The sequence below is a fragment of the Klebsiella sp. OBRC7 genome, from assembly GCF_000293135.1.
Taxonomy (GTDB): domain Bacteria; phylum Pseudomonadota; class Gammaproteobacteria; order Enterobacterales; family Enterobacteriaceae; genus Klebsiella; species Klebsiella michiganensis.
This window is the reverse complement of record NZ_ALNJ01000026.1, coordinates 11214-37513: the sequence shown is the minus strand read 5'-3', so window position 1 is coordinate 37513 and position 26300 is coordinate 11214. Positions and strand designations below refer to the sequence as shown.

Annotated in this window: 29 protein-coding genes, 1 other RNA gene and 2 pseudogenes; 13 read left to right on the top strand and 19 right to left on the bottom strand. The window is 52.5% G+C overall.

Features of this window, described 5'->3' with window-relative positions; translation table 11 throughout:
- The 4 genes and pseudogenes from HMPREF1144_RS05985 to HMPREF1144_RS05970 all read right to left on the bottom strand — a co-directional run.
- Positions 1–212 (bottom strand): annotated as a pseudogene (locus HMPREF1144_RS05985) (PTS sorbitol transporter subunit IIB); the annotation flags it as partial.
- Complete coding sequence (locus HMPREF1144_RS05980) at positions 209–583, bottom strand: PTS glucitol/sorbitol transporter subunit IIA (protein WP_009652110.1); 375 nt, start codon at positions 581–583, stop codon at positions 209–211. The pseudogene HMPREF1144_RS05985 and the gene HMPREF1144_RS05980, both read right to left, overlap by 4 nt.
- Positions 580–1101 carry a PTS glucitol/sorbitol transporter subunit IIC gene (locus HMPREF1144_RS05975; protein ID WP_009652115.1) on the bottom strand — a complete coding sequence of 174 codons (522 nt, stop codon included), beginning with the start codon at positions 1099–1101 and terminating at the stop codon, positions 580–582. Before HMPREF1144_RS05975 ends, HMPREF1144_RS05980 begins: the two co-directional genes overlap by 4 nt.
- A 112-nt stretch (positions 1102–1213) precedes the next feature.
- Complete coding sequence (locus HMPREF1144_RS05970; protein ID WP_009652111.1) at positions 1214–1498, bottom strand: helix-turn-helix domain-containing protein; 285 nt, start codon at positions 1496–1498, stop codon at positions 1214–1216.
- Between the two features lie 94 nt (positions 1499–1592).
- Here HMPREF1144_RS05970 and HMPREF1144_RS05965 point away from each other — a divergent pair, with 94 nt between their 5' ends.
- Positions 1593–1949: a helix-turn-helix domain-containing protein gene (locus HMPREF1144_RS05965; protein ID WP_085954948.1), complete on the top strand. Its 357-nt coding sequence runs from the start codon at positions 1593–1595 to the stop codon at positions 1947–1949.
- A gap of 318 nt (positions 1950–2267) precedes the next feature.
- Here the strand turns inward: HMPREF1144_RS05965 and HMPREF1144_RS05955 are convergent, their stop codons facing one another.
- Positions 2268–4337 (bottom strand): DUF927 domain-containing protein, encoded by a 2070-nt coding sequence (locus HMPREF1144_RS05955; protein WP_042927103.1) that lies wholly within the window; start codon positions 4335–4337, stop codon positions 2268–2270.
- A 35-nt stretch (positions 4338–4372) separates the two neighbouring features.
- Positions 4373–4588, bottom strand: a complete 216-nt coding sequence (locus HMPREF1144_RS05950; RefSeq protein ID WP_006687292.1) for an AlpA family transcriptional regulator — start codon at positions 4586–4588, stop codon at positions 4373–4375.
- A 431-nt stretch (positions 4589–5019) separates the two neighbouring features.
- On the opposite strand from HMPREF1144_RS05950, the gene HMPREF1144_RS30715 reads away from it, so the two are divergent.
- Positions 5020–5928, top strand: coding sequence for a restriction endonuclease (locus HMPREF1144_RS30715; protein WP_009652107.1), 909 nt, complete (start codon positions 5020–5022; stop codon positions 5926–5928).
- Between the two features lie 40 nt (positions 5929–5968).
- Entirely contained in the window at positions 5969–6784 is an 816-nt protein-coding gene (locus tag HMPREF1144_RS05940) for a hypothetical protein (protein WP_042927101.1), read from the top strand.
- Positions 6785–7160: 376 nt separating this feature from the next.
- Here HMPREF1144_RS05940 and HMPREF1144_RS05935 read toward each other — a convergent pair whose 3' ends face one another.
- The 5 genes and pseudogenes from HMPREF1144_RS05935 to smpB form a co-directional block, all read right to left on the bottom strand.
- A complete protein-coding gene (locus HMPREF1144_RS05935) occupies positions 7161–7952 on the bottom strand; it encodes a DUF4393 domain-containing protein (RefSeq protein WP_042927100.1) in 792 nt (263 codons plus the stop codon).
- A 272-nt stretch (positions 7953–8224) separates the two neighbouring features.
- Positions 8225–8869, bottom strand: a complete 645-nt coding sequence (locus HMPREF1144_RS05930; protein WP_009652114.1) for a hypothetical protein — start codon at positions 8867–8869, stop codon at positions 8225–8227.
- Position 8870: 1 nt separating this feature from the next.
- Positions 8871–10118 (bottom strand): annotated as a pseudogene (locus HMPREF1144_RS05925) (integrase domain-containing protein).
- A gap of 166 nt (positions 10119–10284) precedes the next feature.
- Positions 10285–10647, bottom strand: a transfer-messenger RNA (tmRNA) gene (gene ssrA / locus HMPREF1144_RS31075).
- 144 nt (positions 10648–10791) lie between these two features.
- Positions 10792–11274 (bottom strand): SsrA-binding protein SmpB, encoded by a 483-nt coding sequence (gene smpB, locus HMPREF1144_RS05920; protein ID WP_004104655.1) that lies wholly within the window; start codon positions 11272–11274, stop codon positions 10792–10794.
- A gap of 149 nt (positions 11275–11423) precedes the next feature.
- Between smpB and HMPREF1144_RS05915 the strand changes: the two genes are divergently transcribed.
- Both HMPREF1144_RS05915 and HMPREF1144_RS05910 read left to right on the top strand, forming a co-directional pair.
- On the top strand, positions 11424–11861 hold the full coding sequence (locus tag HMPREF1144_RS05915) for a type II toxin-antitoxin system RatA family toxin (RefSeq protein ID WP_004123817.1): 438 nt from the start codon (positions 11424–11426) through the stop codon (positions 11859–11861).
- Positions 11851–12141, top strand: coding sequence for an RnfH family protein (locus tag HMPREF1144_RS05910; RefSeq protein ID WP_009652095.1), 291 nt, complete (start codon positions 11851–11853; stop codon positions 12139–12141). The genes HMPREF1144_RS05915 and HMPREF1144_RS05910 overlap by 11 nt, the downstream gene beginning before the upstream one ends.
- A 66-nt stretch (positions 12142–12207) precedes the next feature.
- Here the strand turns inward: HMPREF1144_RS05910 and bamE are convergent, their stop codons facing one another.
- From bamE to nadK, 3 genes are all read right to left on the bottom strand, one after another.
- Positions 12208–12549, bottom strand: coding sequence for an outer membrane protein assembly factor BamE (gene bamE, locus HMPREF1144_RS05905; protein ID WP_004123807.1), 342 nt, complete (start codon positions 12547–12549; stop codon positions 12208–12210).
- A gap of 147 nt (positions 12550–12696) precedes the next feature.
- Positions 12697–14358: a DNA repair protein RecN gene (recN, locus tag HMPREF1144_RS05900; protein ID WP_009652104.1), complete on the bottom strand. Its 1662-nt coding sequence runs from the start codon at positions 14356–14358 to the stop codon at positions 12697–12699.
- Positions 14359–14444: 86 nt separating this feature from the next.
- Positions 14445–15323 carry an NAD(+) kinase gene (gene nadK, locus HMPREF1144_RS05895; RefSeq protein WP_004123797.1) on the bottom strand — a complete coding sequence of 293 codons (879 nt, stop codon included), beginning with the start codon at positions 15321–15323 and terminating at the stop codon, positions 14445–14447.
- Between the two features lie 125 nt (positions 15324–15448).
- Here nadK and grpE point away from each other — a divergent pair, with 125 nt between their 5' ends.
- Positions 15449–16039: a nucleotide exchange factor GrpE gene (gene grpE / locus HMPREF1144_RS05890; protein ID WP_004853330.1), complete on the top strand. Its 591-nt coding sequence runs from the start codon at positions 15449–15451 to the stop codon at positions 16037–16039.
- Between the two features lie 64 nt (positions 16040–16103).
- Here grpE and HMPREF1144_RS05885 read toward each other — a convergent pair whose 3' ends face one another.
- Together HMPREF1144_RS05885 and HMPREF1144_RS05880 are read right to left on the bottom strand one after the other, a co-directional pair.
- Entirely contained in the window at positions 16104–17393 is a 1290-nt protein-coding gene (locus HMPREF1144_RS05885) for an HlyC/CorC family transporter (RefSeq protein ID WP_004853327.1), read from the bottom strand.
- 18 nt (positions 17394–17411) lie between these two features.
- Positions 17412–18203 (bottom strand): inner membrane protein YpjD, encoded by a 792-nt coding sequence (locus HMPREF1144_RS05880; RefSeq protein WP_004853326.1) that lies wholly within the window; start codon positions 18201–18203, stop codon positions 17412–17414.
- A gap of 164 nt (positions 18204–18367) precedes the next feature.
- On the opposite strand from HMPREF1144_RS05880, the gene ffh reads away from it, so the two are divergent.
- The 7 genes from ffh to HMPREF1144_RS05845 all read left to right on the top strand — a co-directional run bounded on the left by ffh (position 18368) and on the right by HMPREF1144_RS05845 (position 23948).
- Entirely contained in the window at positions 18368–19735 is a 1368-nt protein-coding gene (gene ffh / locus HMPREF1144_RS05875) for a signal recognition particle protein (protein WP_004123779.1), read from the top strand.
- A gap of 215 nt (positions 19736–19950) precedes the next feature.
- Entirely contained in the window at positions 19951–20199 is a 249-nt protein-coding gene (gene rpsP, locus HMPREF1144_RS05870; protein WP_004123777.1) for a 30S ribosomal protein S16, read from the top strand.
- Between the two features lie 18 nt (positions 20200–20217).
- The gene (gene rimM / locus HMPREF1144_RS05865) at positions 20218–20766 is read left to right on the top strand and encodes a ribosome maturation factor RimM (RefSeq protein WP_014226441.1); all 549 of its coding nucleotides are present in this window, start codon (positions 20218–20220) and stop codon (positions 20764–20766) included.
- Between the two features lie 45 nt (positions 20767–20811).
- Positions 20812–21579: a tRNA (guanosine(37)-N1)-methyltransferase TrmD gene (gene trmD, locus HMPREF1144_RS05860; RefSeq protein ID WP_004104636.1), complete on the top strand. Its 768-nt coding sequence runs from the start codon at positions 20812–20814 to the stop codon at positions 21577–21579.
- Between the two features lie 39 nt (positions 21580–21618).
- The gene (gene rplS / locus HMPREF1144_RS05855) at positions 21619–21966 is read left to right on the top strand and encodes a 50S ribosomal protein L19 (protein WP_004104634.1); all 348 of its coding nucleotides are present in this window, start codon (positions 21619–21621) and stop codon (positions 21964–21966) included.
- A 120-nt stretch (positions 21967–22086) separates the two neighbouring features.
- Entirely contained in the window at positions 22087–22524 is a 438-nt protein-coding gene (locus HMPREF1144_RS05850; protein WP_004853320.1) for a DUF2946 domain-containing protein, read from the top strand.
- A gap of 53 nt (positions 22525–22577) precedes the next feature.
- Entirely contained in the window at positions 22578–23948 is a 1371-nt protein-coding gene (locus tag HMPREF1144_RS05845; RefSeq protein ID WP_004853317.1) for a PepSY-associated TM helix domain-containing protein, read from the top strand.
- 4 nt (positions 23949–23952) lie between these two features.
- Here the strand turns inward: HMPREF1144_RS05845 and HMPREF1144_RS05840 are convergent, their stop codons facing one another.
- From HMPREF1144_RS05840 to HMPREF1144_RS31070, 3 genes are read right to left on the bottom strand one after another with little or no spacing between them, the layout of a single operon-like run.
- Entirely contained in the window at positions 23953–24435 is a 483-nt protein-coding gene (locus HMPREF1144_RS05840; RefSeq protein ID WP_004853316.1) for an OmpA family protein, read from the bottom strand.
- Between the two features lie 11 nt (positions 24436–24446).
- Positions 24447–25670, bottom strand: a complete 1224-nt coding sequence (gene dgcN, locus HMPREF1144_RS05835; protein ID WP_009652103.1) for a diguanylate cyclase DgcN — start codon at positions 25668–25670, stop codon at positions 24447–24449.
- Entirely contained in the window at positions 25663–26172 is a 510-nt protein-coding gene (locus HMPREF1144_RS31070; RefSeq protein ID WP_004853313.1) for a YfiR family protein, read from the bottom strand. Before HMPREF1144_RS31070 ends, dgcN begins: the two co-directional genes overlap by 8 nt.
- Between the last annotated feature and the right edge of the window lie 128 nt (positions 26173–26300).

Here is a 26300-nt window from a genome sequence, read left to right as displayed (position 1 = left end):
GCGCAGTTAATCACCACGCACAGCAGTTCCTCATCCGGGGGAATACTGGCAAAGCCGTTGACGATTTCCGACTCGGTGAGCGCGCCGATTTCTATCGCCACCGGATGGATTTCGCGTCCGGTCAGCGACAGCACTTTTTTGCCGCTGGCGACAGGCAGCCACAGTCCCTTGCCATAGCCGCCGGGGCCGGGAGGAATGAGTATCGTGTTCATGGGCGTCCCTCCGCAATCACCAGTTCCCCGTGCAGGGATGCAAGCGCAGGCAACGGACCGGAGAGGTGGACCACGCCGGGATGGAAGGCATTCAGCCCGCCGTCAAACTTCATGGTCAGGTGACCGAGTTCAAACAGCGCCTGCTGCGCCCCTTTGCCCACGGCGGTAATGAGGTAGCTGAACCCGGCCAGTAACAGGGTGTCACCGGGCAGAATGAACAGGCTCTCTTCGCGTAATAAGGTTTCCAGCGACAGCGAGTAATCGAGGCAGTCCGTCGGCCCGTTGCTGTCGAAGGTGATGAGCATTTTGTCGGTCAGACCATCGGCAACAAACACCCCGACGGCGACGATACGCGCACGGTAGGTCATCATGGCACGTTCCCCCGTTTGCTTAAACGCAGGAACAGGTACTCGGTGATAATCCCGCGTATCAGGCCAATCAGCATGGCGGCCGCGATATAGCGCAGCGCCAGTGAGGTGACGGGCAGACCGAGCGTCTGTATTCCGGCAGCGACGCCGAGCCAGACGAACAGCTCCGACGGCACCACATGGGGAAACAGGCTGGTGAGCGGATGGGCGGTGGTGCCGAGTGCATCCTCATAGCCGGGTTTACTCTTCTCAGGTAAGAGCTTACCGAGCGTCAGCGCGCCGGGGCTGCTCATAAAGAACCAGCCGAGCACCGGCAACACGCCGTAGGTGAGAATGCGCGAGCGGCCAAGCAGGGCGGCGACCTTCTCCATCCGCGCAGTCCCGACCAGCTTCATCAGGAAGTTGATGGCCAGCAGCAGGCAGATGAGCATCGGGATAAGCCCCGTCATCATGTCGAGGAAGATTTTGCCTGCGGTCTGGAACAGGTGAATAAAGCCTTCAGCCAGGGAGACCAGAAACATGGTGGCCTCCTGCGAGTGGTGCTATGGTGCATGGTTGTGGTTTGGTGTGCATAAACAACTCTCCTGTCAGGTGTCGTTGGTTAATGCGTCCTGCCACTCACAGCGCGGGTCGTTATGTCCCGGAGTTGTCGGTTGTTGTCATGGGGGGAAGCGGTTTTCGGGGTTCACGTTTGTTATTGGCATTAAGGTAACGGCCTGGCCAGATCACTGACGGATGCACGTCGAGCGCGATGGCAATCAGCCACTCGCCTTTCGGCCACGGGCGCGTCAGGGTATTCGACAGCGTGGACGAGGCCAGTCCCGCTTCCCGCGACAGTTTCGCCAGACTGGTACCGCGCTTGTGCAAGGCGGCAACGATGTCGGCGGGGTGCCAGTCTTTGGTTGTTGACTTTTTCATCGGTTTTCTCTTTTTAACCGTGATAAATCACGCAATTCTTGAATATTGCTCTAAATATAATCAAAATTCAAGTAATACATGAATAGGTAAGGGAATGCCTGAAGATGGTTGTTGCCCAGAGAGGGATAATTCCTGCATGTTCAGGTGTAGGGTTGCAATCGTGATTGGTAAAAGATTAAAGATTTCAAGAGTCAGGGCTGATCTGACGCAAGCGGAACTGGGTGTTCTCGCAGGGCTGGATGAAGAATCTGCAAGCGCGCGGATCAGTTCATATGAAAAGGAAGTCCATGCACCCGATTTCAGGCTTGTCTGTAAGCTGGCGGCAGCGCTTGATGTACCGGAAGCGTATTTTTATGCTGTGGACGATGAGCTTGCAGAATTGATCCTTCAGTATCACCGTTTTAAGAAGAATAATCCGGGCCGTACATTACTGTTTTCACCAAATCCTTAAAGGGCAGGCCCGTTCCCCTTATTCCCCCTTCCTTTCAGCCTTTGCTTTTGCAGTCCCTTTTCGTCATTTTCATTTCTTCTGTTTTTGAGGTGGTACAGGTGGGACAAGTGGTACAACCGCGCCAACCGTGGCTTTGCGCTGTACCACCTGAAAAATGCCAGTCTGAAAAGTGGGACAGACTCAGCAACGGCTGTCCCACCCTGTACCACTTTTATTAAACTCAATTCTCTAAGGTGGGACGCTGTAACCCGCGCCAGCTCTGCGTGTACCACTTGTCCCACTCTGTACCACCTTGTTTTAAGACACGCGAGACTGTACTCAGATACTGAGGATGCGGGAGGTGAGCCGGTAGACCCTGGCTTTGCCGATCTCCGGCAGGCGAACCTGCGACTGGTATTTCCCGTCGCTGCCGGGCAGCAGGCATTCTGCTTCCTGGCATAATCTCGCCGCTCTGGCGGGACTGAAGCCCCGGCACATTTCCCGCCAGCCCTCCGGCAGGATGTGAAACAGTGTGTGCTCTTCACCCGTCAGCGGATCTTTTTCCACCCGGCGAAAGCCCACCATATTCAGCGGGCGGTCCGGGCCATCCCACGAGGCAAAGCGGCTGTACTGGTGCGCGGTGATGAACCGCTTGATTTGCGCCAGCACGCCTTCATCCTCCTGGTTGGCAATATGGCCGCGCTCGTTCAGCCAGGCGTGTAGGCAGATCTGGATCGCCTCATACGCCGTGCCTTCCTGCCAGCCCGTGATTCCCTGCAACGTTGCCATCTCTCCGGCCACCGCCAGCAGGGCAAAACGGGCCACGATGCGCTGCACCTGGTTTCCGGCATTCTCCGGCATCAGGGCGGTCTGGTAGCGGCGAAGTAACTCTCTCGCCAGCGTGGTGCTGGCGTCCAGGTCGCAGGTGAGGAAGGCCAGCCAGGCACGAAAGGCGGTGCCGTGAAAGCGGGCCACCCTGTCGCAGAGGGTATCGGCGAACTGCTGGCCGCTGGCAAAGCCGTGTAGCTGCTCAAACGCGCCATGCTGCCCGGTGTCGCTGGGGATTTGTACCATGCGCACATCCATTCCGGCGTAGAGGCGTTCTCCGGCGCGTTCGGTATGTTCCGCCAGCGACAGTTCCCCGGTGGAGAACAGCAGCAGCGTCCAGTGCCTGCGGTTACGTACTTCGCCGTCGGTGCGGGCGCGCCCCTTGCCCTGGCCGTTCGCCAGCATATAGGCAATCAGCCCGGCTTCCCGAGGGTCCACTTCGCGCAGTTCATCGAGCGGCAGCAGGGCATCGTTGTGGCGGCTGGCAATTCCCTCCAGCGCATTCCCGGTGGCCCGCCAGGAGTGCCAGTAATCCGTCCCGCCACAGACGGAAGCAGCCACCTTCATTACCGTGGTTTTTCCGTCGGTGGACTCACCGCGCAGATGAAAGCCTCCGCCGCCCGTTCCGGTCAGGCGCAGCAGCGGGGCGGCCAGTGCACAGCAGACGGCAAAGACCAGACGCGAGTTGCCTGTACAGAGCGCGGCGACCTGCTCCTGCCATTCCGCCAGCGTACCGGCCTGCGCAAAGCCGCCGGTCAGATAGTGGCTGCCCTGGAGGATAACGCTGTCGCCATCCGGACCGATAACCTCATCCGGCAGAACATACACCCCGCAGTGCCAGCCGGTTTTCTCCACGCAGGTGACCCGGCGTCCGGGGAGTGACCGTGAGATGTATTCGCACAGCAGGCTGCGCAGGGCGGGGCGGGTGGAGATGTAGGTCAGGCCGTTCTCCAGCAGGATGCGCCGCAGCTCCTCGCCGTTACCGCTGAGCATCGCCATCGGCATGGCCCAGCGCCGCAACTGCCCGGTGGTGGTGTGCCATTCCAGCAGGCGGCCATAGCTGCCGTCATGGCTGTCGCAGGTGATGGCGGTGACGCGCAGAGGGGAACAGATGCGCTGGGGCTGGACGTCGCTTTCACCGTCCCGGCGTTCGGTGAGCTTGTCAAACCACAGTGCCTCTTCATCGAGACGAAAGTGATCCGGCAGGATGTCGGAAGGCCTTTCCTGTCGCAGGCGTTCAAGCTGTCCGGTCCAGTTCTCCAGTAACTCACCGTCAGGGGTCATCAGTCGGGCCATCTGCACATCCGCATGTGCCAGTTTTACGGCGATTTTCAGCAACTCCTCTTCGCGGATATCGCCTGTGCGAAGTACCCGGACGTAGAGCGCGTCAGGTCTGATTATGGTCAGGTTGTCCAGTTCGGCCAGTTCATTCGGGCCGAGCACCACCGGAGGAACATCATCTTCCCGGTTGGGATCTTTTCGCCAGGCGCGTGAGGTCTCCCATGCCAGGCTTCCGGCCAGGATTACCACTTCGAGCGTGCGGTCCGGAGACTGCTTACAGAGAAAGGGGGCGCGTTTCATGATGAAGTATCGGTCGGCTCATCCCTGAGCGTGGATTAGCGGATGGCGGTACGGCGCTGCTGCCACTGACGGATTTCAGCAGCATCGAAAACCACCAGACGGGAAGAGAGGTGGACGGGGCGGGGAAAGTCGGTGTTTTTAATCAGGCGGTAAACCGACGATTCGCTCATCGCCAGAAACTGGACCACCTGCCGCATACGCACGTTACCGCTTTCGGGAAAAGCATCGTTACTGTCAGCACGGGTTTTCATGATTGCACCTCACGGGAACAGAGTGTCGGAGCGGTTATAGCGCGGAACGGGAAAGGGAGGTATAGGTCCGGATGAAAAAGTAAAGTCCGGATAGAAAGTAATCAGTCCGGGAATGTTTTATTTGCTGCCAGAACTGATGATTTTTAAATAATCAATTGAAAATTAACAATTTTATTTTTCTCTTGCTCAATCAGAGTCCTGCAAGCTGAGGTTAACGAATGGCAACGCACGACGACAAACACTTCACAATAGCTGTCGCTATCTCACTGTCAGCTCTGAGCGTGAAGCAGAAGTTCGCCTTAAAGGTAAACTAGTCTGCTTGCCTGAAGAACTCTGAAAGAAAATCATCTGCTTTGTCGGGATACTTACAATTTCTCCTTCAAGTTATTCCAGTGGTATCTTTATGTATAAGACCCAAACGGAGCGGCGCAATGGCTGGTCAAGATAAAAATAAGATTCCCGACTGGAAAGCTCTCGAACAACTTGTTGCCATGATACAAAGGCAACTTTCTCCCGATGCTGTAGTGCAACATAATGTGATGCTTGATGGTATCCAGAGTGAAACCAAAAGACAGGTGGATGTTCTGGTGGAACAGTCCATCGGTCAATACAAGATGCGTATTGTCATTGATTGCAAGGACTACGCTAATCCGGTGGATGTCAAAGGTGTTGAAGAATTTCACGGGTTAGTACAGGACGTATGTGCGCATCAAGGGGCTTTAGTCTGTCCGGCTGGTTTTACTAAATCAGCTTTGCGGCGTGCTCAGAAATTACAGATTGCGCTATATCGTCCAGTTTCGACAGGTGACCATAAATGGCGGGTGGAGGTGAATGCTCCTGTATTGTGTGATTTCAGAAACAGCTTCATGAGTTTTGGAATTCGATGTTCGTCTCCTAAACCTCTGCTCATACCAAATGAGTTTTACAAGTTGCCAGTCTACAGTTCCGAGAACGAGCTATTGGGTACGGCGTTAGGGATTGCTCAGGCTCGATGGGATAATGGTGCTCTGCCGAGTGAACCGGGGGAACATGAAGAGTTGCTGATATTTGAGGAGGCTAAAACTCAAATTGATAATGGATACGGTGACAAGGTGGAAGTAACTTTAACTCTCCGACTTTTTATAAAACAAAATCTATATCTCGGCCGTGTACCCATTGAAGATATCAACGGCTTACAAGATGAACATACCGGACACATTGTTACTAATGCTTTCACGCTGGGTGGACTTAACCCTGATGAGGTCGAACGAGACTGGCAACGGGTCGAAGATATGAGCGCAATTGAATTTGAACCCCTTCTGAAAGTGGTTGGCTATAATTGCTACGGGATTGGCTCCTGATTAACTATGGGCTTGGTTCTAATAATATAGGAGTTGCTAAATGCAGAGCGAAATAATTACGCAGAAAAATGGAAAAGGTATCTTTGATCGTAAGGCTTGGTTAACAGAGTCCAAAAAGCTGTATTTATCAGCAAAGCTTTTGAGAAGTGAAGGTGATCGAAACAAGAGCTTGTTTCTGGCTACAAGTAAGAAATCTCCCGTTGTGCATGAATATATCGATATCGCATCAGCAACAGATAAAACAAGCAGGCTTATGTTGGGGTATGCTTTCGAAATGCTGTTAAAGTCTGCGATTCTTTTAATGAATCTTGGTGCGCAAAAAGACACGATAGATCTTAAGTTTCGCGATTATGGTCATAAGATTGATAGGATGGCTATTGATTTGGAGTTGGCATTAACCGTTGACGAATTGAAGCTATTGCAAATTGCGTCACAAGATATAGTACTTCAGGCACGATACCCGATTGGAAAAGTTAATGATGATGGGTATATAGCCGAGTTAAATAAAAGAAATATTCAGTTAGCAGATGGAAATATTTTTGGGGATATGGTTAGCCTCTATGACAAAATAAAAAATGTAGTTGCTAAGTTTGATAATGATGTGACAAATTGCGCGGAGTTTAATGTGTTTAGAGGGAGTGATTTTATTCTCTTTATGCGAAATGGTGGCGGACTATCATCACGAGCAATAGTGACCTTTTCGGCTAAATTTCCAGATGGCAGCAAACGTAAGTCATATTTAAAAGAAGTTATTGAGGCACATTCTGGCAAGATTGCTTTGGTATATACATATCGCTGGGCTTCATTTTCATTCTTCGAAGATACGGGTAAAAAGCTTATCCCGCTTGTGGAGTAATACTGATGATCTGTTTGTCGGAAAAACGCTTCTTCATGGGGATGCCCTCATATTGATAATGAAGACATTACTAACATCATAGTGTGTTAGCCAATGGAACAGCTTAATACCTATATATCTTGCACAAAGCGGACCTACTGAAGTGGTACTTGGTCTGCTATGAGCGCAGGCTGTGTGAAAACTCTCATCGAATACTGGAATGCATGAGGTTATGCAAAATCTGGAATCAAACGGCTGATTATCAGAGTCGAATTTTACATAGGGAAGCGATTTTCAGTTCTATTTTAGGCCATTTCTGCAATCAAAAACATTTTTACACAGCCTGAGCGAATTGCGAACGTTAAGGCCTCAATAACCGACACAGTTTATTGACTTGTTAAATACTATGTCTGCCGATACACGAATCTACAAAGCCTTGACCAAAACCTGTAAAACTATATTGCCCGCTTTTATAAGAAACTCTATCTAGATGCGAATTTACACTGCATATTTCTTTTACCTTCTCTGATGAGAAAATTCTTTCATGCTCTTCCTTTGGGAAAGAAGTTCCTGATGTTGTAGTTAGCAGGCCCAATCGTTTTAAGTTGGAGAAATACATAAATGAGTTTTCGGGGATATCGCAACCAGCATCTTCACAAATTAGGTTTACTTCCGGTGTAGTTGATGTGGTTCTGAAGTTACTATCCTTTGAATCTTGTTGGACAATATCAATTGTGGGTGCATGACCTTTTCTATTCTTTTCTTTATTAAACATAAACCGAAGGATCCTAGCTTCATCCGGCTGGAGCTGTTTGATTATTTCGATGTACGCTGGATGAGCAATCCCCGAAGTTTTCTTGTCTAGGCTTGCCGATATTAGATTTGAAAAAAGGCGCTGTATTTCATCTTCATTTATTGCAAATTTGGCCTCATTTAGAGCCTGAAGAGCAACCCTTGGCCGATCGAATGAAATTTGCTTGGGTGGTAATAATGCCAGATTCTCAGCTGTCATCCGTAAGACGCTTGTCACCGCATGCACACTGTCTTCAACTAGGAATATTCCCGAATTTACCATTCTGGCAATAGAGACTAACCCCTTTGATAATTCTTTAGCAAAAGGGCTCAGGGCATCTTCATAAACCGGAACAGCGAGCTTTTCGGCTATCGTTTTTGCGCTCTCATCTATCATCTTGTCTCCATTGCATAATGCCTGATTTCATCTGTATTTGATACGCTACCTGTTTTTGCTGCAGCTGAAATGGTCCGCAGGTCAAATTTCCTGCGCAACGATTCATTGAGCACCACACACTATAACCTCAAGAATTTGAAGACGTCTTGATCAGACGGAGATTCTGTTGCAATCGATTCATTCATATCTGCTATTGGCTCCAAGCCAACTATACATCAGGCGGTTTCAGAGTTTAATCGGTTCGTTACATCCCGACACTATGCAGCAACTACCTACACTTTCTTCACCCGCCCCATCTTCAACACCTCATAAAACGTCCCCCGTCCAAGCCCATCCGACGGCAATTCCCGCTCCTGCGCCAGCATTTTCAGCTTTCGAAGTATCCGATCCGAAGCTGGTTTATCATACGTCCCATACCGTCCGTCAGTCTCCTCAACCAGTAGCTGAACCAGTAGCCAGCAGAGTCGGGCAGTATTCTCCCGCGCTTTGTCGCGCTTATACATTCCACGCTGGGAAGGTTGTGCGGAAGCAGTGAGATCCGGTAGCGCGTCGTCGCCGAGCGTCTTCAGCCACTTGCGACCACGACCGTTACGCGACAGTTTCATCACCGCCTTCAGGCTGCGGGCCTTAATTTCTGGCGGCGTGAGTTCGTCATCAATAAGCCGCCAGGCCAGCGCGAACATCTCATCGGCATAGAACATACGTTTGTTTGCAGGGGCGCTGACCATGCCTGTGGCTTTGATGGTGCGGCTGATGGCGTCGTGCAGGATACGGTAATTCTCCTGATGTTCTTCCGGTAGGGCGTTTGCAGGTTGGGAAGCATCAAGGCCGAGAAGCAGAAGGGCGAGATGCCGCGCTTCCAGCAGCGGCATATCGCATTCCCGTTCAAACAGATTCTGACGAATGGGACTGGTCACATTATTCTCCTTCCACGATCCGCAGCGGTTCTTCTTCACCGAGCAATGCCTGCCGTCTGGCAGCATCAACGTAGTTTCCCCACCACTGCATCAGCGGTCGCCTTTGTTCCAGATAGTCGCTGCGGTTGTAGGCCGCTTCGATCTCGTCTTCTTTCTGGTGTGCTAGCGCAGATTCCAGGACTTCACGGGGAAAATGACCTGCTCCTGCGGTCCTGGCGATGCTGCGCATGCCGTGGGCGACCAGTTCGCCGCCGAACCCCATGCGGATAAGCGCGGCGTTCGCGGTCTGCTGGTGCATATGCTCCAGTGGTTTGCGGATACTGGGGAAAACCCACGGGCGATGGCGACTGACGGGCTCCATAACCTGAAGAACGCGCAGCGCCTGTTTGCTGAGCGGCACCGTGTGCGAACGGTTCATCTTCATAAAAGTATCGGGGATGCGCCATTCCGCTTTTTTCATATCGATGTCGCACCAGCGGGCGCTGACGGCTTCGCCGGGGCGAACCCAGGTCAGTAGCTCCCATTCGATAAGGCAGCGGGTTTCCTTGCGGATAGAGGCGTTCTATAGCGCCAGCATCAGCCTGCCCAGCTCGCTGGGGTGAAGGGCGGGCATATTCTGCTTTTTCGGTTTCTTAAAGCGGGCGACCAGGTTGTCTGCTGGGTTAAACTCGATAAGCTCTTCGGAGATGGCGAAGCGGAAGATTTCATTGAGTCGTGAGATAACCCGCCGCAGCGTTTCGAGGATGCCCTGTTCTTCCAGCGGTGTAAGGTGTTCCTTGAGCATTTTGGGACGGATCTCGGTAACGGGTGTATTACCCAGAGAAGGGAAGACGTGCATCTCCAGCGAGCGCCAGACATCTTTGGCGTGATCTTCGCTAAGATCGCTGGTCCGTTTTTTCTCTTTGAGCCACTGTTCTGCCACTTTTTCCAGCGTGCATTCATTCTGGAGTCGTTGCTCCTCTGCAACCTGCTCCAGATGGGCCTGCGGGTCGATGCCCTGCACGAGTAAACGCCGGTATTGCAACCTGAAATCTCGCGCCATGGCGAGGGTGACTACCGGATAGGGGCCAATGCTGATTTTGGTCCGTTTTTTCAGCGCCGGGGGAGTGTATTCGAAGTACCAGATCTTTCTGCCGGATGGCTTAATCAACAACGCCAGTCCGTCGCCATCGCGCAGCATATACTCGGTCTTCTGCGGCTTGGCGGCAGCGATCTCGGTATTGGTTAGGGATTTCAATACCTTAGGCATGTTTTTGCACCTTGTTTTTTTAGCGTTCAGGCAACGCGGTGCAAAACAAGATACATAATGCTCAAGATTCATACAGAGATCATGACCACACATGCAACAAAAAAGCCTGCAACTCGTTGAAGTTGCAGGCTTTTTTAAGGTTCATGATGCATCATGAATGAATGTTTGGTGGAGCTGGCGGGAGTTGAACCCGCGTCCGAAATTCCTACATCCTCGGTACTACATGCTTAGTCTGTCTTTACATTCGCCTGGCACCTGCGGACGGACACGCCACTACCAGACTAGCCTGATTAGTTTTAACGCTTCAACCCCAGGCAGGGCTTCCACGCGATCTCTTTTGGGTTTGACCTCTCTTTGATCCCCGTCTTAAGAGCGGAAGCTAGGGAGAGAGGGCTCAGAGCAGGTTATTAAGCTGCTAAAGCGTAGTTTTCGTCGTTTGCGACTATTTTTTGCGGCTTTTTACGAGGCCAACCGCCCCTCGGCATGCACCTTGGGTTTCGCAAATCCCGTCGAATCCAGAATCAGCCCCAATGTGTACGTTGAGTATAACAGATTTATGAATGCGCTTACCAGCCCTCGTTTTGAGGATTATGGCGTCAGGTTGGGTGAAAAATCAGCATCAACAACGATATAGCATCAGGGCCAGCAAAACTGACCCTGACAGGAAGGGGAATTAACGACCGGCGTGTTTCATAATTCGGGCTTTATCTACCGCCCACTCGCGGTCTTTGATATCGGTACGCTTGTCGTGCTGTTTTTTACCTTTTGCTACGCCGATTTTGACTTTGCACCAGGCATTCTTCCAGTACAGCGAAAGAGCAACTACGGTGTAACCTTCGCGGTTGATGCGCCCGTACAGGGTATCCAGTTCGCGCTGGTTGAGCAGAAGCTTACGGGTACGCGTCGGGTCGCAAACGTAATGAGTGGAAGCAACGGCCATTGGCGTAAAGTTGGCGCCAAACAGATAGGCTTCGCCATCTTTTAAAATGACATAGCTATCGCCAATGTTGGCTTTACCTGCGCGGAGAGATTTTACCTCCCATCCCTGCAGGGCAAGACCAGCCTCGTATTCATCTTCGATAAAGTATTCATGACGAGCGCGTTTATTCAGCGCAATGGTGGCTGATCCAGGTTTGTGGGCTTTTTTCTTAGTCATAGTATCCTGAAGTCATCGTCTTAAAACAGTCGTACCTCAATCTTCCCGCGAGGCGTAATGGGCTATCTTAGCACGAGTTGCGGTACAGCGTTTTTTTTAGCAGCAGATAAATGATATTATTTACACCGTGTTTATATGTGGAACCCGCTATGCCTCAGATTAGCCGTACCGCCCTGGTGCCGTTCAGTGCGGAACAGATGTACCAACTGGTAAATGATGTGAAGTCCTACCCTGATTTTCTGCCGGGCTGCACCGGTAGCCGGGTTCTGGAGCTCGGTCCGACGCAAATGACCGCGGCGGTGGACGTATCCAAAGCGGGTATCAGCAAAACCTTCACAACGCGAAATACGCTGACCAGTAACCAGAGTATTCTCATGAGTCTGGTCGATGGTCCGTTTAAGAAGCTGATTGGCGGCTGGAAGTTTATCCCCTTAAGCCCGGAAGCGTGCAAAATTGAGTTTCATCTTGATTTTGAATTCACTAATAAGCTGATTGAAATGGCCTTTGGTCGCATTTTCAAAGAGCTGGCCATGAATATGGTGCAGGCGTTCACGACCCGCGCTAAAGAGGTCTACAGTGTCGGCTAATATCGTGGTTGAAGTGGCCTACGCATTGCCGGAAAAGCAGTATCTGCAAAGCGTTAAGCTGGAGGAGGGCGCGACGGTCGAGCAGGCGATCGTGGCCAGCGGCCTTCTGGCGCTGCGTGATGATATCGATCTGGCGAAGAACAAAGTGGGGATTTATAGCCGCCCGGCTAAGCTTCACGATTGGGTCCACGATGGCGATCGGGTAGAAATCTATCGGCCGCTGATTGCTGACCCAAAAGAGCTGCGTCGCCAGCGGGCAGAGAAAAGCGACGGAAAGTAACCGTTTCGCACGAAGATGCAGATATAAAAAAAGCGCTCATTGAGCGCTTTTTGCGTATTGATAGCCTTACTCCGCCGTCAGGGCAGGTTTGTTATCAATGTTGGTCAGCACACCGCTGCTATTGAAGGTCAGAGTAAGCGTCTGCTGGGTAACTTTCTCATGCCCAGGCTGCTGACGGAAAACGTAGAACCAGGTATTGGTGCCAAACGGATCCGACATCATCGGGGTACCAAGAGCATAGGCAACCTGTTGCTGCGTCATGCCGACGCGGATTTTTGCTACATCGGTTGGTGCCAGATAGTTTCCCTGGTTGATGTCAGGACGGTAAACCACTCGTTCCAGAGTAGAACAGCCTGCGGTCAACATAAGAAGAACCGCTGCGGCAGCAGTCAGCATTTTACAGCGCATAGTGATTTGATTCCTTTTTGGGCCCGAGCAGTACGTGGCTCATCTGTAATATGCCGATGATAATAGACCTTAGCCCGGTTGGGAACCTTCGGCTGCAGGTCTATCGGCAATTTGCTGTTCACTATGACTCTGTGAAAATCAAAAAGTTTAGGCGGCAAGCAACTCTTTCGCGTTTGCCAGAGTATTACGAGTGACTTCACTACCGCCCAGCAGGCGGGCCAGTTCCTGCAAACGAGCGCGTTTATCCAGAGGGTGCATATGCGTCTCGGTCATTTCACCATCCGTTTCTTTGCAGACGAAGAAATGGTGATGTCCACAACCGGCAACCTGCGGTAAGTGGGTAACGCACATTACCTGGGTTGATTCGCCTAATTGACGCAGCAGTTTACCGACGACCGCTGCCGTAGGGCCGCTGATGCCGACATCTACTTCATCGAAAATCAACGCCGGAGTTTCCATCTTACGCGCGGTGATGACCTGAATCGCCAGCGCAATACGTGACAGCTCGCCTCCGGAGGCAACTTTAGCAATCGGCTGCAGCGGCTGACCCGGGTTAGTGGTGACGCGGAATTCGATATGGTCCGCGCCTTCAGCCGTAAGGTGGCGTTCATCAAATGCGACATCAATGGCGAACACTCCGTGCGGCATCGAGAGTGAGTGCATACTCTCCGTAATTAGCTGGGTCAATTCATCGGCGCTATTTTGGCGCAGGGCATGCAGCTGCTTTGCCGTTTCCAGCGCCAGCTGATGATGCTCAACGACCAGTTGGCTAAGAGATTCCAGAGAACCGGCGCTATCATCCAGCATACGCTGCTCTTCCAGTAGGGATTGGTAAAGGTCAGGAAGCTCTTCGGGCGTGATTTGGTGCTTCCGCGCGAGGGCGATCTGTCGGGATATACGCTGCTCCAGCTCGAACAGGCGGTTCGGATCGAGATCGAGGCGATCGTGATAATGGCGCAGTTCGTCCGTTGCTTCGCTAAGCTGGATAGACGCCTCTTCAAGCATATCGAGTACCCCGGAGAGGTTACTGTCCATACCTGCCAGCTCGCTGACCAGCTGCTTCGCGGCGTACAGTTGACTCTGCAGGTTGGATTCTTCGCCGTCTGCCAGTACTGTCAGCGCATGCTGGCAGGTCGTCAGCAGCTGACCGCTGTTAGCCAGACGTTTGTATTCTTCATCAATTTGTTCGAATTCGCCCGACTGCGGGTTGAACTCGTTTAGCTCTTTTAATTGATATTGCAGCAGGTCCGCACGGGCTGCGCGCTCCTGACTTTGCTGCTGATGCTGCGCCAGATCGCGACAGCTTTTATGCCACTGACGATAGCGCTCTGCCATTAGCTGAGTAAGCGCATACTCACCGGTATAGCCATCAAGCAGCGTCTTCTGGTGTTCGGGTTTAGTCAGCAACTGGTGGGCGTGCTGGCCGTGGATCTGGATAAGCAGTTGACCCAGATCGCGAAGCTGGGATAAAGGGACTGCCGTGCCGTTAATAAAACCGCGAGAGCGGCCGTCAGCGCTGATGACGCGGCGAAGTAAACACTCACGCCCGCTTTCCAACTGGTTCTGTTCCAGCCAGCGCTGAGCGGCAGGTGTGTCTTTCAGGGAGAAGCGGGCGCATAAATCAGCCCGGTTGGCGCCTCTGCGCACCATATCGGCTTCCGCCCGACCACCGAGGCACAGCCCCAGCGCGTCGATAGCGATCGATTTACCGGCGCCGGTCTCGCCGGTAATGGCGGTCATACCGCTGTGAAAATCGATTTCAAGCTCACGAACAATAGCAAAATTACTAATAGTGAGTTGTGCCAACATAGCTGCCTTCCTGTATGAAAAACCATTACTGTGTTTTCGTACAGTATAATCTGGTTTTTTATCCAGTAAAGGGGCTGGCTATAAAATCAGAACAATTTTTTCGACCAGCCAAGCTTGGTGCTTAATGTGTTGAAATAGCTGTAATCTTTTGGGTGGATGAGATTGAGGTGATAATCACAGCGGCGGATCAGCACATCTTCACCATCCTGAATCGGCAGCGCTATCTGGCTATCGCAGCTAATCTCGAGGTCGCTACAGCGTTGAGAAAAGCGCAGGCGAATCGTGCTGTCACCGTTGATCACCAGCGGGCGTGCTGACAGCGTATGCGGAAACATGGGGACCAGGGTGATCGCATCCAGTGAAGGCGTGAGGATCGGCCCTCCAGCAGAGAGTGAATAAGCCGTGGAGCCGGTGGGCGTGGAGATAATCAGGCCATCGGAGCGCTGAGAGAAAGCAAATACCTCATCAATGTAAACTTCAAACTCAATCATATGCGCCACTTTGCCGGGGTGCAGGACAACTTCATTAATTGCCGTGCTGATGCGCTTCTGGCAATCCTGCTGACATACCTGCGCTTCCAGCAGAAAGCGTTTTTCGGCGATATAGTGGCCTTCGAGCACATCGGCAAGCTGCTGTAGCGCGTTATCCGGGTCGAGATCGGTCAGAAAACCGAGGTTACCGCGGTTAATCCCAATAACGTTAATGTCGTAGCGGGCCAGCGTCCGCGCTGCGCCGAGCATATTGCCATCCCCGCCCACCACGACGGCCAGGTCTGCCTGCTGGCCGATTTCCGCCAGCGTCCCGGTCTTCACATTGCTGAGCTGCAGTTCATGAGCAATTTGCTGCTCAACCAGCACTTCATAACCTTTGCCGGACAGCCAGCGCCAGAGCATTTCATGTGTGGTCAGCGCGGTTGGGTGACGAGGGTGTCCCACAATGCCTATACACTTGAAGTGGTTCTTCATGATCTGGATGTCCTTGCGTTAAATGAATAGTGACAATCTGGCCGCGTTCCCTTGAAACCAGGAAACTGATCCCCATAATAAGCGAAGTTAGCGAGATGAATGCGAAAAAAAACGCGGAGAAATTCATGAGTAGTAAAGAACAGAAAACGCCTGAGGGGCAAGCCCCGGAAGAAATTATCACGGAGCAGCACGACGACGTTGAGGCGGTAGAGCCTGAGGTTTCGGCTGAGCAGGTGGATCCGCGCGATGAAAAAATTGCGAATCTGGAAGCTCAGCTTGCTGAAGCGCAGAAGCGCGAACGTGAAGTATTGCTGCGCGCGAAAGCCGATGAAGATAACCTGCGCCGCCGCACCGAGCTGGATATCGAAAAAGCGCATAAGTTTGCGCTGGAGAAGTTCGTTAACGAGCTGCTGCCGGTTATTGACAGCCTGGATCGCGCGCTGGAAGTCGCTGATAAAGCTAACCCGGATATGGCGCCGATGGTTGAAGGCATCGAACTGACGCTGAAGTCCATGCTCGACGTGGTACGTAAGTTCGGCGTGGAAGTGATTGGCGATACGAACGTGCCGCTGGATCCGAACGTACATCAGGCCATTGCGATGGTTGAGTCTGAAGACGTTGCGGCAGGTAACGTTCTGGGCGTCATGCAAAAGGGCTATACCCTGAACGGCCGTACTATTCGCGCGGCGATGGTCACCGTGGCGAAAGCGAAGTAAATAAGCGAAACGGCTACCGCGAGGTAGCCGTTTTTCTATTCCCCTCAGCCTGGCCCCAGGGGTGTTATGACTCGGCCACGCTTTCGCGAATGGGTTTTACCGGCATCACTTTCACCCGTTTAATCATATTCTCCTGAACATCAAGAATATCGATATCATACTGTTCGATGCGTACGCGGGTACCCGGAGCGGGGATCTCTTCAAGTGCTTCCAGGATGATACCGTTAATGGTTCGCGCTTCATCTTCCGGGAGATGCCAGTTAAATGCCTTGTTGATTTCCCGTACGTTGGCGGTTCCGTCGATAATCACTGAGCCATCATTAAGCGGCGTCACCTCTTCAGCCAGCGTAGGCGACATTGAAGTCGTAAAATCGCCGACGATCTCTTCGAGGATATCCTCAACCGTAACCAGACCCTGAATGTCGCCATATTCATCAACGACCAGACCCACTTTCTTTTTATTGCGCTGGAATTTCACCAGCTGCGTACTGAGCGGCGTTCCTTCCGGCACGAAGTAAATTTCATCGGCGGCGCGCAGCATGACTTCTTTTGTGAACTCTTTTTTCTCCGTCATCAGGCGATAAGCTTCGCGTACCCGCAGCATGCTGATGGCATCGTCCAGCGTGTCGCGGTACAGCACGATGCGCCCGTGCGGAGAGTGGGTCAACTGGCGGACAATAGATTTCCAGTCGTCGTTAATATTGATACCGACAATATCGTTGCGCGGAACCATGATGTCGTCAACGCTGACTTTCTCGAGATCCAGTACGGAGAGCAGCATGTCCTGATTGCGGCGGGAGATCTGCGAACGTGATTCATTAACGATAGTGCGTAGCTCATCTTTGCTTAATGCTCCGCTAATCACGATGTCGGTTTTAATGCCCATCATACGCATCAGAATGCGGGTAATAGTGTTGAGCAACCACACCAGTGGCATCATCAGGATTTGCAGCGGCGCGAGCAGGAGGCTGCTGGGATAGGCGACCTTTTCCGGATAGAGCGCGGCAATGGTTTTTGGCAGCACTTCGGCAAACACCAGCACCACAAACGTCAGGACTCCGGTGGCAATGGCGACGCCGGCATCCCCGTACAGGCGCATACCGACAATGGTGCCCAGCGCCGATGCAAGAATGTTGACGAGGTTATTGCCAATGAGAACCAGACTAATGAGACGGTCAGGTTTGCGCAGCAGCTTTTCGACACGTTTTGCCTGACGATTGCCCTGTTTGGCCATATGACGCAGGCGATAGCGGTTCAGCGTCATCATGCCGGTCTCAGAACCGGAGAAATAGGCGGAGATGACCACCATGACGATCAGCGTTACGATCAGCGTGGTGGTGGAGATATGTTCCACTTGGGATTCCTTAAAGACTTAGCTCATGAACTGTTGCAATACGCGGCTACCAAAGTAGGCCAGCGTCAGCAGCCCCGCGCCAGTCACGTTAAACCAGACGACCCGGCGTCCGCGCCACCCTTCATGATAGTGGCCCCAAAGCAGGACGATATAAACGAACCACGCAACAATAGACAGCACTGCTTTATCAATGTTTTCCGCGCTAAACAGGTTGTGCATATAAAACAACCCGGTGCACAGCGTCAGGGTTAACAGCACCACGCCTATCTGGGTGATATGGAACATTTTACGTTCAATGCTCATCAGCGGCGGCATTTCGCTACTGAAGGTCAACTTTTTATTCTTCAGCTGATAGTCAATCCACGCCAGCTGCAGCGCGTAAAGCGCAGCGATAATCAGCGTAGCATAAGAAAAGAGCGACAGGCCGATATGGACCAACATCCCCGGCGTGGTTTCCAGATGCGTGATGTACTCGTTCGGCATAAAGGTCGCGAACGCGAGGTTGATTAAGGCGAAGGTGTAGACAATGGGCAGCAATAGCCAGCCGCGATTACGCGATGCGACGATGGTCATCACCGTACAGATCATCAGGCTGACCAGCGATCCCACGTTTAATAGACTGAGGTTTTGCCCACTTTCGCCGCCGGGAAAAATGCGTGACTCCAGCGCGAAGGCGTGACAAATCAACGCAATAGTTGCGGAAAGAATCGCCATCCGCCGCCAGCTGCTGTTTTTTTGCAGCAGACCAGGGACGATCAGCGCGAGGCTGATGGAGTAGGCGACAAGAGCGAGTAGAGCAAAAACAGGCATATGGGCGTCGACTGTTGACTAAATAGTAAAGAGAAGCAGTATAGCGTCACGCGACTCTGGCTCCAACCGTTGCAGCACATTCACGTTTATGTCGTGTTATACTGCGCCCATTCCGTTTTTGTGTCGCTGCGGCGACCGACCGTTTCCACCTCAGGCGAGAGACAATGTTTGATAATTTAACCGATCGTTTGTCGCGTACGCTGCGCAACATTAGCGGCCGCGGACGCCTTACTGAAGACAACATTAAAGATACCCTGCGCGAAGTGCGTATGGCGCTGCTGGAGGCGGACGTTGCTCTGCCTGTGGTACGTGACTTCATCAACCGCGTAAAAGAAAGCGCGGTAGGTCATGAAGTCAACAAAAGCCTGACCCCGGGCCAGGAGTTCGTCAAAATTGTGCGCAACGAACTGGTTGCCGCGATGGGCGAAGAGAACCAGGCGCTGGATTTAGCGGCGCAGCCGCCAGCCGTGGTGCTGATGGCCGGTTTGCAGGGGGCGGGTAAAACCACCAGCGTCGCTAAGCTGGGTAAATTCCTGCGTGAAAAGCACAAGAAGAAAGTCCTTGTCGTTTCCGCTGACGTCTATCGCCCTGCGGCGATCAAACAGTTGGAAACGCTGGCCGAGCAGGTTAGCGTTGATTTCTTCCCGTCTGACGTGGGTCAGAAGCCGGTTGATATCGTTAATGCCGCGCTGAAGGAAGCGAAGCTCAAATTCTACGATGTGCTGCTGGTGGATACCGCCGGTCGTCTGCACGTTGATGAAGCGATGATGGATGAGATTAAGCAGGTCCATGCGTCTCTCAATCCAGTAGAAACCCTGTTTGTTGTCGATGCGATGACCGGCCAGGATGCGGCGAACACGGCGAAAGCCTTTAACGAAGCCCTGCCGCTGACCGGGGTGGTGCTGACCAAAGTGGACGGCGACGCCCGCGGCGGTGCGGCGCTGTCGATTCGTCATATCACCGGCAAGCCGATTAAATTCCTTGGCGTTGGCGAGAAAACCGAAGCGCTGGAGCCGTTCCATCCGGACCGTATCGCCTCCCGTATTCTCGGCATGGGCGACGTTCTGTCGCTGATCGAAGATATCGAAAGTAAGGTTGACCGCGCGCAGGCTGAAAAGCTGGCTTCCAAACTGAAAAAAGGCGACGGTTTTGATCTTACCGATTTCCTTGAACAGCTGCGGCAGATGAAAAACATGGGCGGTATGGCCAGCCTGATGGGCAAGCTGCCGGGCATGGGGCAGATACCGGACAACGTTAAATCGCAGATGGATGATAAAGTGCTGGTGCGTATGGAAGCCATCATCAACTCGATGACGCTGAAAGAGCGCGCTAAACCGGAAATTATTAAAGGTTCGCGCAAGCGCCGCATCGCCGCAGGCTGCGGAATGCAGGTGCAGGATGTGAACCGTCTGCTCAAGCAGTTTGACGATATGCAGCGCATGATGAAGAAGATGAAGTCGAAAGGCGGCATGATGAAGATGATGCGCGGAATGAAAGGTATGATGCCGCCTGGGTTCCCCGGCGGGCGATAATACCGTCGCTATTTTGCTGTCGGGGCGCGCTTCTTTTTTTACCCATTGTTGGCGCGCTCTGGCTCAGTTACCCCATTTAGGGGGCCTTCCACGGCAGAGTTTATAACTGCTGATTGCAATTTCCCCAGAAATCAGTAAAATTTTCGGGCTTTTAATATGACACCGGGCTCCGTTCCTCGATGGGGCCCGGTGTTTTATTCACACAAGAGGATGTTATGGTTACTATTCGTTTAGCACGTCACGGCGCGAAAAAGCGTCCGTTCTACCAGGTTGTTGTTACCGACAGCCGTAATGCACGCAACGGTCGCTTCATCGAGCGCGTTGGTTTCTTCAACCCGATCGCTTCTGCGACCGAAGAAGGAACTCGTCTGGATCTGGATCGTATCGCTCACTGGGTTGGCCTGGGCGCTACTGTTTCCGATCGCGTAGCTGCGCTGATCAAAGCCGCTAACAAAGCAGCTTAATCTGTCACGGTGGTCATGATGAGCAAGCAACACACCGCACAAGCACCTGTTGAACCGATTGTATTGGGCAAGATGGGTTCTTCCTACGGTATCCGTGGTTGGCTCAGAGTGTTTTCCTCCACCGAAGACGCCGAAAGCATTTTTGACTATCAGCCCTGGTTTATCCAGAAGGCGGGTCAGTGGCAGGTTGTTGAGCTGGAAAGCTGGCGCCACCACAATCAGGATATCGTCATTAAGCTGAAAGGCATTGACGATCGCGATGCAGCGAATCTTTTGACTAATTGCGAAATTGTCGTGGATTCATCGCAGCTGCCTGCGCTTGAAGAGGGTGACTATTACTGGAAAGACCTGATGGGCTGCCAGGTAGTGACCACGGAAGGCTATAGCCTCGGCAAAGTCATCGACATGATGGAAACCGGGTCTAATGACGTTCTCGTCATCAAGGCAAACCTGAAAGATGCATTTGGTATCAAGGAGCGGCTGGTTCCGTTCCTCGATGGGCAGGTTATCAAGAAAGTCGATCTCGCTACTCGTACCATCGAAGTAGACTGGGATCCTGGTTTTTAAATTCTCCGGATAAACGGTAAAAAACGGCACTATGGGGATTGGCTTGTGTTTATAGGTATCGTTAGCCTGTTTCCTGAAATGTTCCGCGCAATTACCGATTACGGGGTAACTGGCCGGGCAGTAAAAAATGGCCTGCTGAGCATCCAGAGCTGGAGTCCTCGCGATTTCGCTCATGACCGGCACCGTACCGTGGACGATCGTCCTTACGGCGGCGGACCGGGGATGTTAATGATGGTGCAACCTTTACGGGATGCCATTCATGCAGCAAAAGCCGCGGCAGGTGAAGGCGCAAAGGTGATTTATCTTTCACCTCAGGGACGCAAGCTTGATCAAGCGGGCGTCAGCGAACTGGCAACAAATCAGAAGCTGATTTTGGTGTGCGGTCGCTATGAAGGCGTAGATGAGCGCGTAATTCAGACCGAGATTGATGAAGAATGGTCAATTGGCGATTACGTTCTCAGCGGTGGCGAGCTACCGGCAATGACGCTGATTGACTCCGTTTCCCGGTTTATTCCGGGGGTGCTGGGTCATGAAGCTTCAGCAATCGAAGATTCGTTTGCTGAAGGATTGCTGGATTGCCCGCACTATACGCGTCCTGAAGTGTTAGAAGGTATGGAAGTACCGCCAGTATTGCTGTCGGGAAACCACGCTGAGATACGTCGCTGGCGTCTGAAGCAGTCGCTGGGCCGTACCTGGCTTAGAAGACCTGAACTTTTGGAAAACCTGGCTCTGACTGAAGAGCAAGCAAGGTTGCTGGCAGAGTTCAAAAAGGAACTCGCGCAACAGCAACATAAACATGATGGGATGGCGTAAGCCCCCAATATCAGTTTACCCAGGATAAGAGATTAAATTATGAGCAACATTATTAAGCAACTTGAACAAGAACAGATGAAGCAGGACGTACCTTCTTTCCGTCCGGGTGATACCGTGGAAGTGAAAGTATGGGTTGTTGAAGGTTCCAAAAAACGTCTGCAGGCATTCGAGGGCGTGGTTATCGCTATTCGTAACCGCGGTCTGCACTCTGCATTCACTGTTCGCAAAATTTCCAACGGCGAAGGCGTTGAGCGTGTCTTCCAGACTCACTCTCCGGTAGTTGACAGCATTTCTGTCAAACGTCGTGGTGCTGTGCGTAAAGCTAAACTGTACTACCTGCGTGAGCGTACCGGTAAGTCTGCTCGTATCAAAGAGCGTCTTAACTAAGATTCGCTTTCGCGACATCCTGAATGAGAGGGCTGGCCTGATGGGCCGGCCCTTTTTTTATCTTTATTTTAACCATTCCATTGCGAATCATTTACAATACGCCCCTCATGGGGAGGGAAGGTGGTCAGCAATATTTTTCATCACTCAGCATTACAACGGCGGGCCTTATGGCTGGCGCTGTTTGCGATCCTGCTGATCGTGGTGGCGCCGTTGATCTCCATCTCCCTGCAAAAAGATCCGATGAATGGCATGCACCACGCAATGATGGGGATGCCGGAAGGTATGTCATCACATCAGATGTCCGTGACGCATACCGATGCCTCGACGCCGGAACACGCGCACAGCGTGCCGCTCGATCATGCTGAAGCCTGTGGCTACTGCGTACTGTTAGCTCATGTTCCGGGCCTGATTTTCGCGCTGGTGTTGCTGCTCAGCCTGATGCTTCGACGCCAGCGAGCCCCGGCTTCCCGCTCGGAGAGGAAACGCTGGCATGACTTTACCTGGCTTTATCCCCACACCCGCGCGCCTCCGCGTCCGTCTGCTTTCTCCCTTACATAAAAAATAATGTGCGTACTGCGCAACCTTCTCTTTTGCTTTAAAAAAGGAAAAGTATGACTACCTGCACATCGCGCGCGGCATGGCTGAACCTGCTGCGTCGTCTTCATTTCTATATCGGATTGTTTATCGGGCCGTTTATTTTTGTGGCGGCCCTGACCGGTACGCTATATGTCGCCACTCCTCAGCTGGAAAACTGGCTCTATCGTGATGCTCTTTACGGTACGTTGACTGGGGAAAAACAGCCGCTAAGCGCGCAAATTACCGTAGCGACGGAGGCCATTCAGGGAAACCTCCGCCTCCATGCGGTTCGGCCGGGGATAGTGGCTGGCGATACGACCCGAGTGATGTTTATTGACCCGACCCTTGGCGAGTCGGAAACGCGGGCAATTTTTGTCGATCCGGTGACGCTAAGGGTGACAGGCGCTATGCCGGTTTACGGCACCAGCGGTATTTTGCCCCTGCGTCAGTGGATTGATTATGCCCATCGCTCTTTGCTGCTGGGTAACTTCGGCCGACTGTACAGCGAGCTGGCAGCCTCCTGGATGTGGGTTGCCGCTCTGGGTGGGATCGCGCTGTGGTCGATGACCCGGCCTCGTCGTCGTATAAATAATAGCGTGCAGAATAACCGCCGCCTGCACGTTTCTCTTGGCTGGGTGCTGCTGGTCGGTATGTTGTTATTCTCGGCGACCGGTTTAACCTGGTCGCAATGGGCCGGTAGTCACGTTGATAGGATGCGTGCCGCCTTTGGCTGGCTGACGCCGCAGGTGAATACCCAGCTGGAAAGTGCCGCTCCGGCCGCTCACGATCCGCATGCTGAACATCATGTGGGACATGGAGCGATGGGGGAGATGACGGCGCAGTTGCGCGTAGAGGATTTTGACCCGGTTCTTCTGGCTGCCCGCGCGGCGGGGCTGGATGCCGGCAAGCTGGAGATTCGACCGCCGTCGGGTGCCGGGCGCGCGTGGACGGTAAATGAAATCGACAGAAGCTGGCCAACCCGGGTTGATGGTGTCGCGATCGATGGAGCAACGATGCAAATCGTGGACCGCACTCATTTTTCCGACTTTCCGCTCATGGCTAAGCTGACCCGCTGGGGTGTTGATTTCCATATGGGAATTTTGTTCGGTCTTGCTAACCAGCTACTGCTTATCGCGTTCGGCATCGCACTCTGCGTGATGATAGCGGTGGGGTACCGGCTGTGGTGGATCCGTCGCCCGGCGCACGCGGCGTTTAACCCGGCCAATACGTTGATACAGGCGTGGTTTGGCTTAGCGTGGCCCGCGCGTTTGCTGACTGCCGTTATTGCGGTGTTGTTGGGCCTGGCGCTGCCGCTCATAGGAAGCAGCCTCGCGCTATGTCTCGCCGTTGATTATCTGCGCTGGCGCTCAGCAACGGCGGTGACAGCGGCTAAATCAGTCGAATAGGTGTTTAAGGCGTGCTGATAACCACCGTGACGCGGCGGTTTTCAGCGCGCCCTTTTGCGGTATCGTTGCTGGCTATAGGATACTTTTTCCCGAGTCCGCGAGTGATCAAGTTGGCGCGCGGAATATTCGCCCCTTCGGCCCATGCATCCGCCACGCTGTTAGCCCGCTTAAGCGATAGCATTTCGTTGTAGCTGTCTTCGCCGTAATTATCAGTATGACCTTCAAGGCGACTGTGGGTAATACCGGTGCTCGCCAGACGTGAAGCCATTGTGTGAATTTGCTCTTTGCTTTCGGCACGCAGATGATAGTCGTTTTTATCAAACAGGATGGTATCAGATATTCCTAATAACCAGTCGCCGTTGGTTTCAGTAAAGCCATATGACTTCATTGCTGCAATTTGTTCTGCCGAGAATTTTCCTTGCGGAGCCTGGCAGCCGCCAAGAAAAAGTGCGGCCAGTAAAGCAGGAGCAAAATATTTTCCGATCATGGTGATTCCTTTTATTTTTGCGTTTGCTGTAAGCGCTGGTGTTTCATCCGATACATATTTTGATCGGCAAGCTCTTGCAGATTTTCCGCTGAGGTATGTTCCCAGGTTAAAGCGTAACCAATGCTCAGTGACAGGCTGGCGGTGTGGCCATTGTGTAGATTAAACGGCGGGATAAACTGTTCCGATAACGCGCTACACAGAGCCCGAACTTCGGTTTCTGAATGAACATCCCGTAGCAGAACGGCAAATTCATCGCCGCCGAGACGCCATGCCTGATGCTGTTTACCGACAAAGGCCATCAGGCGGCTCGCGACCTCAATTAACACTTTATCGCCGGCTGCGTGGCCCCAGTTGTCGTTAATAAGCTTGAAGTTATCGCCATCAAGAAATAACAGCGCAGAATGACTTTGGGCGGTTTCATCCTTCATCAGATCATTAATGACATTCCGGAAAGCCGCTCTGTTAGCCAGCCCGGTTAGCGGGTCGTGTAATGAACTGCGCAGGAGCTGGGCGTTTTTAGCCTGAAGCTGCCGCTGCCAGTCCTCCATTTCACCCAGCAGGCTATTGAAGTCCTGGGCGAACAGGTGGAATTCTTCAATGCGCTCTTCGGGCACCCGGCGGGAGAAATGGCGATTTTCGCGGATGTCATGTACCACCTCGGTAATGCTCTGTAACGCAGCCACAATGCCGCGATGCAGCGAATGGGTAAGGAGCAAGGCGATGCAGGAAGCCAGAAAAATGCTGCCGGTGAGCACAATAATAGAGATACCAAGAAAATAGCTTATCAATCTGTCCAGCGCGGTCAGACGGAGTTCACCGATAATTTTTCCCTGGTGCAGGATAGTTTGCACCGTGGGTTTCGGGAAGAGCCATTTGCTGATGACGTCGCTGATTTTATTCTGACTGACCAGACCATCGTTATGCCATGAGGCGAAGGGCCTTTGCCGGCCATCGACCAGAATTGCTTGAGAAAATTGCCCCTGTCTGCCCAGCGTGGCCAGCGTGTCTTCTGCCGCTGCGCTATCGCCAAAAACGAGCGCTGCCTCCAGGCTACGGCCCATGGTGGCGGCGGTAAGTTCCAGGTTTTTTTGGGCGTATTGTTTGAGTGTAAATATGGAAGCGGTGCAGAGTAACAGCCAGACCAGTGTCATAGAGATCACCACGCTTATCATGCTGATACGGCGCAGCGCTCTTTTAAATGTGGGGCGCGGGGCCTGAGAAAAATCCTTATTCATGTGATGTTTTCCGGGCAAGCATCAGCACCTCGGGATTAACCCGAACGCCGCTGTGCGTCAGTACATCCAGATTTACGGAAAATCTGACTCTCTCATTGTTGATGAGCAGGCAAAAAGCGCTGCCAATAGAGCAATCGGTGTTTTGTTCCGCAATAAGTAATAGGGGCCGGTTTCCATATTTGGCCGTAAATTCAGACTGCTGGGTCGGTGATTCACTGCCAAAATAAAAACCATCGCAGGTCGTCTGTAAGGCTTCTTGTGTATTACGAACAATCACGGGTTTATAAGGCAATATTTCCGGAGCGTCTTCGGCCAGGCTATGGATATATCGTGATGTTGAAAAAATACAGAGCCTTGGAGGACCGGATAATTGCGGCCAGCGCGTATAAGTCACGATCCCCGAAACGATTGTCCGAACATTTTCAGACGGTCCGGAGGCAACAGCAGAGATACCCACGAGTGATAGTACTAAAGTCAAAAAGAGACGGTGAAGAACAGTCATTACGGTTCCGTCAGATTGTCATAGCGTGGGGGATGCAGATTGCTGAAACCCGGGCGAAGAATAGCATTGTTGAGCAAAATCGTCATTAGCCAGCCTCGCCGCTTTGAGATAATTCTTACCAGGATTTT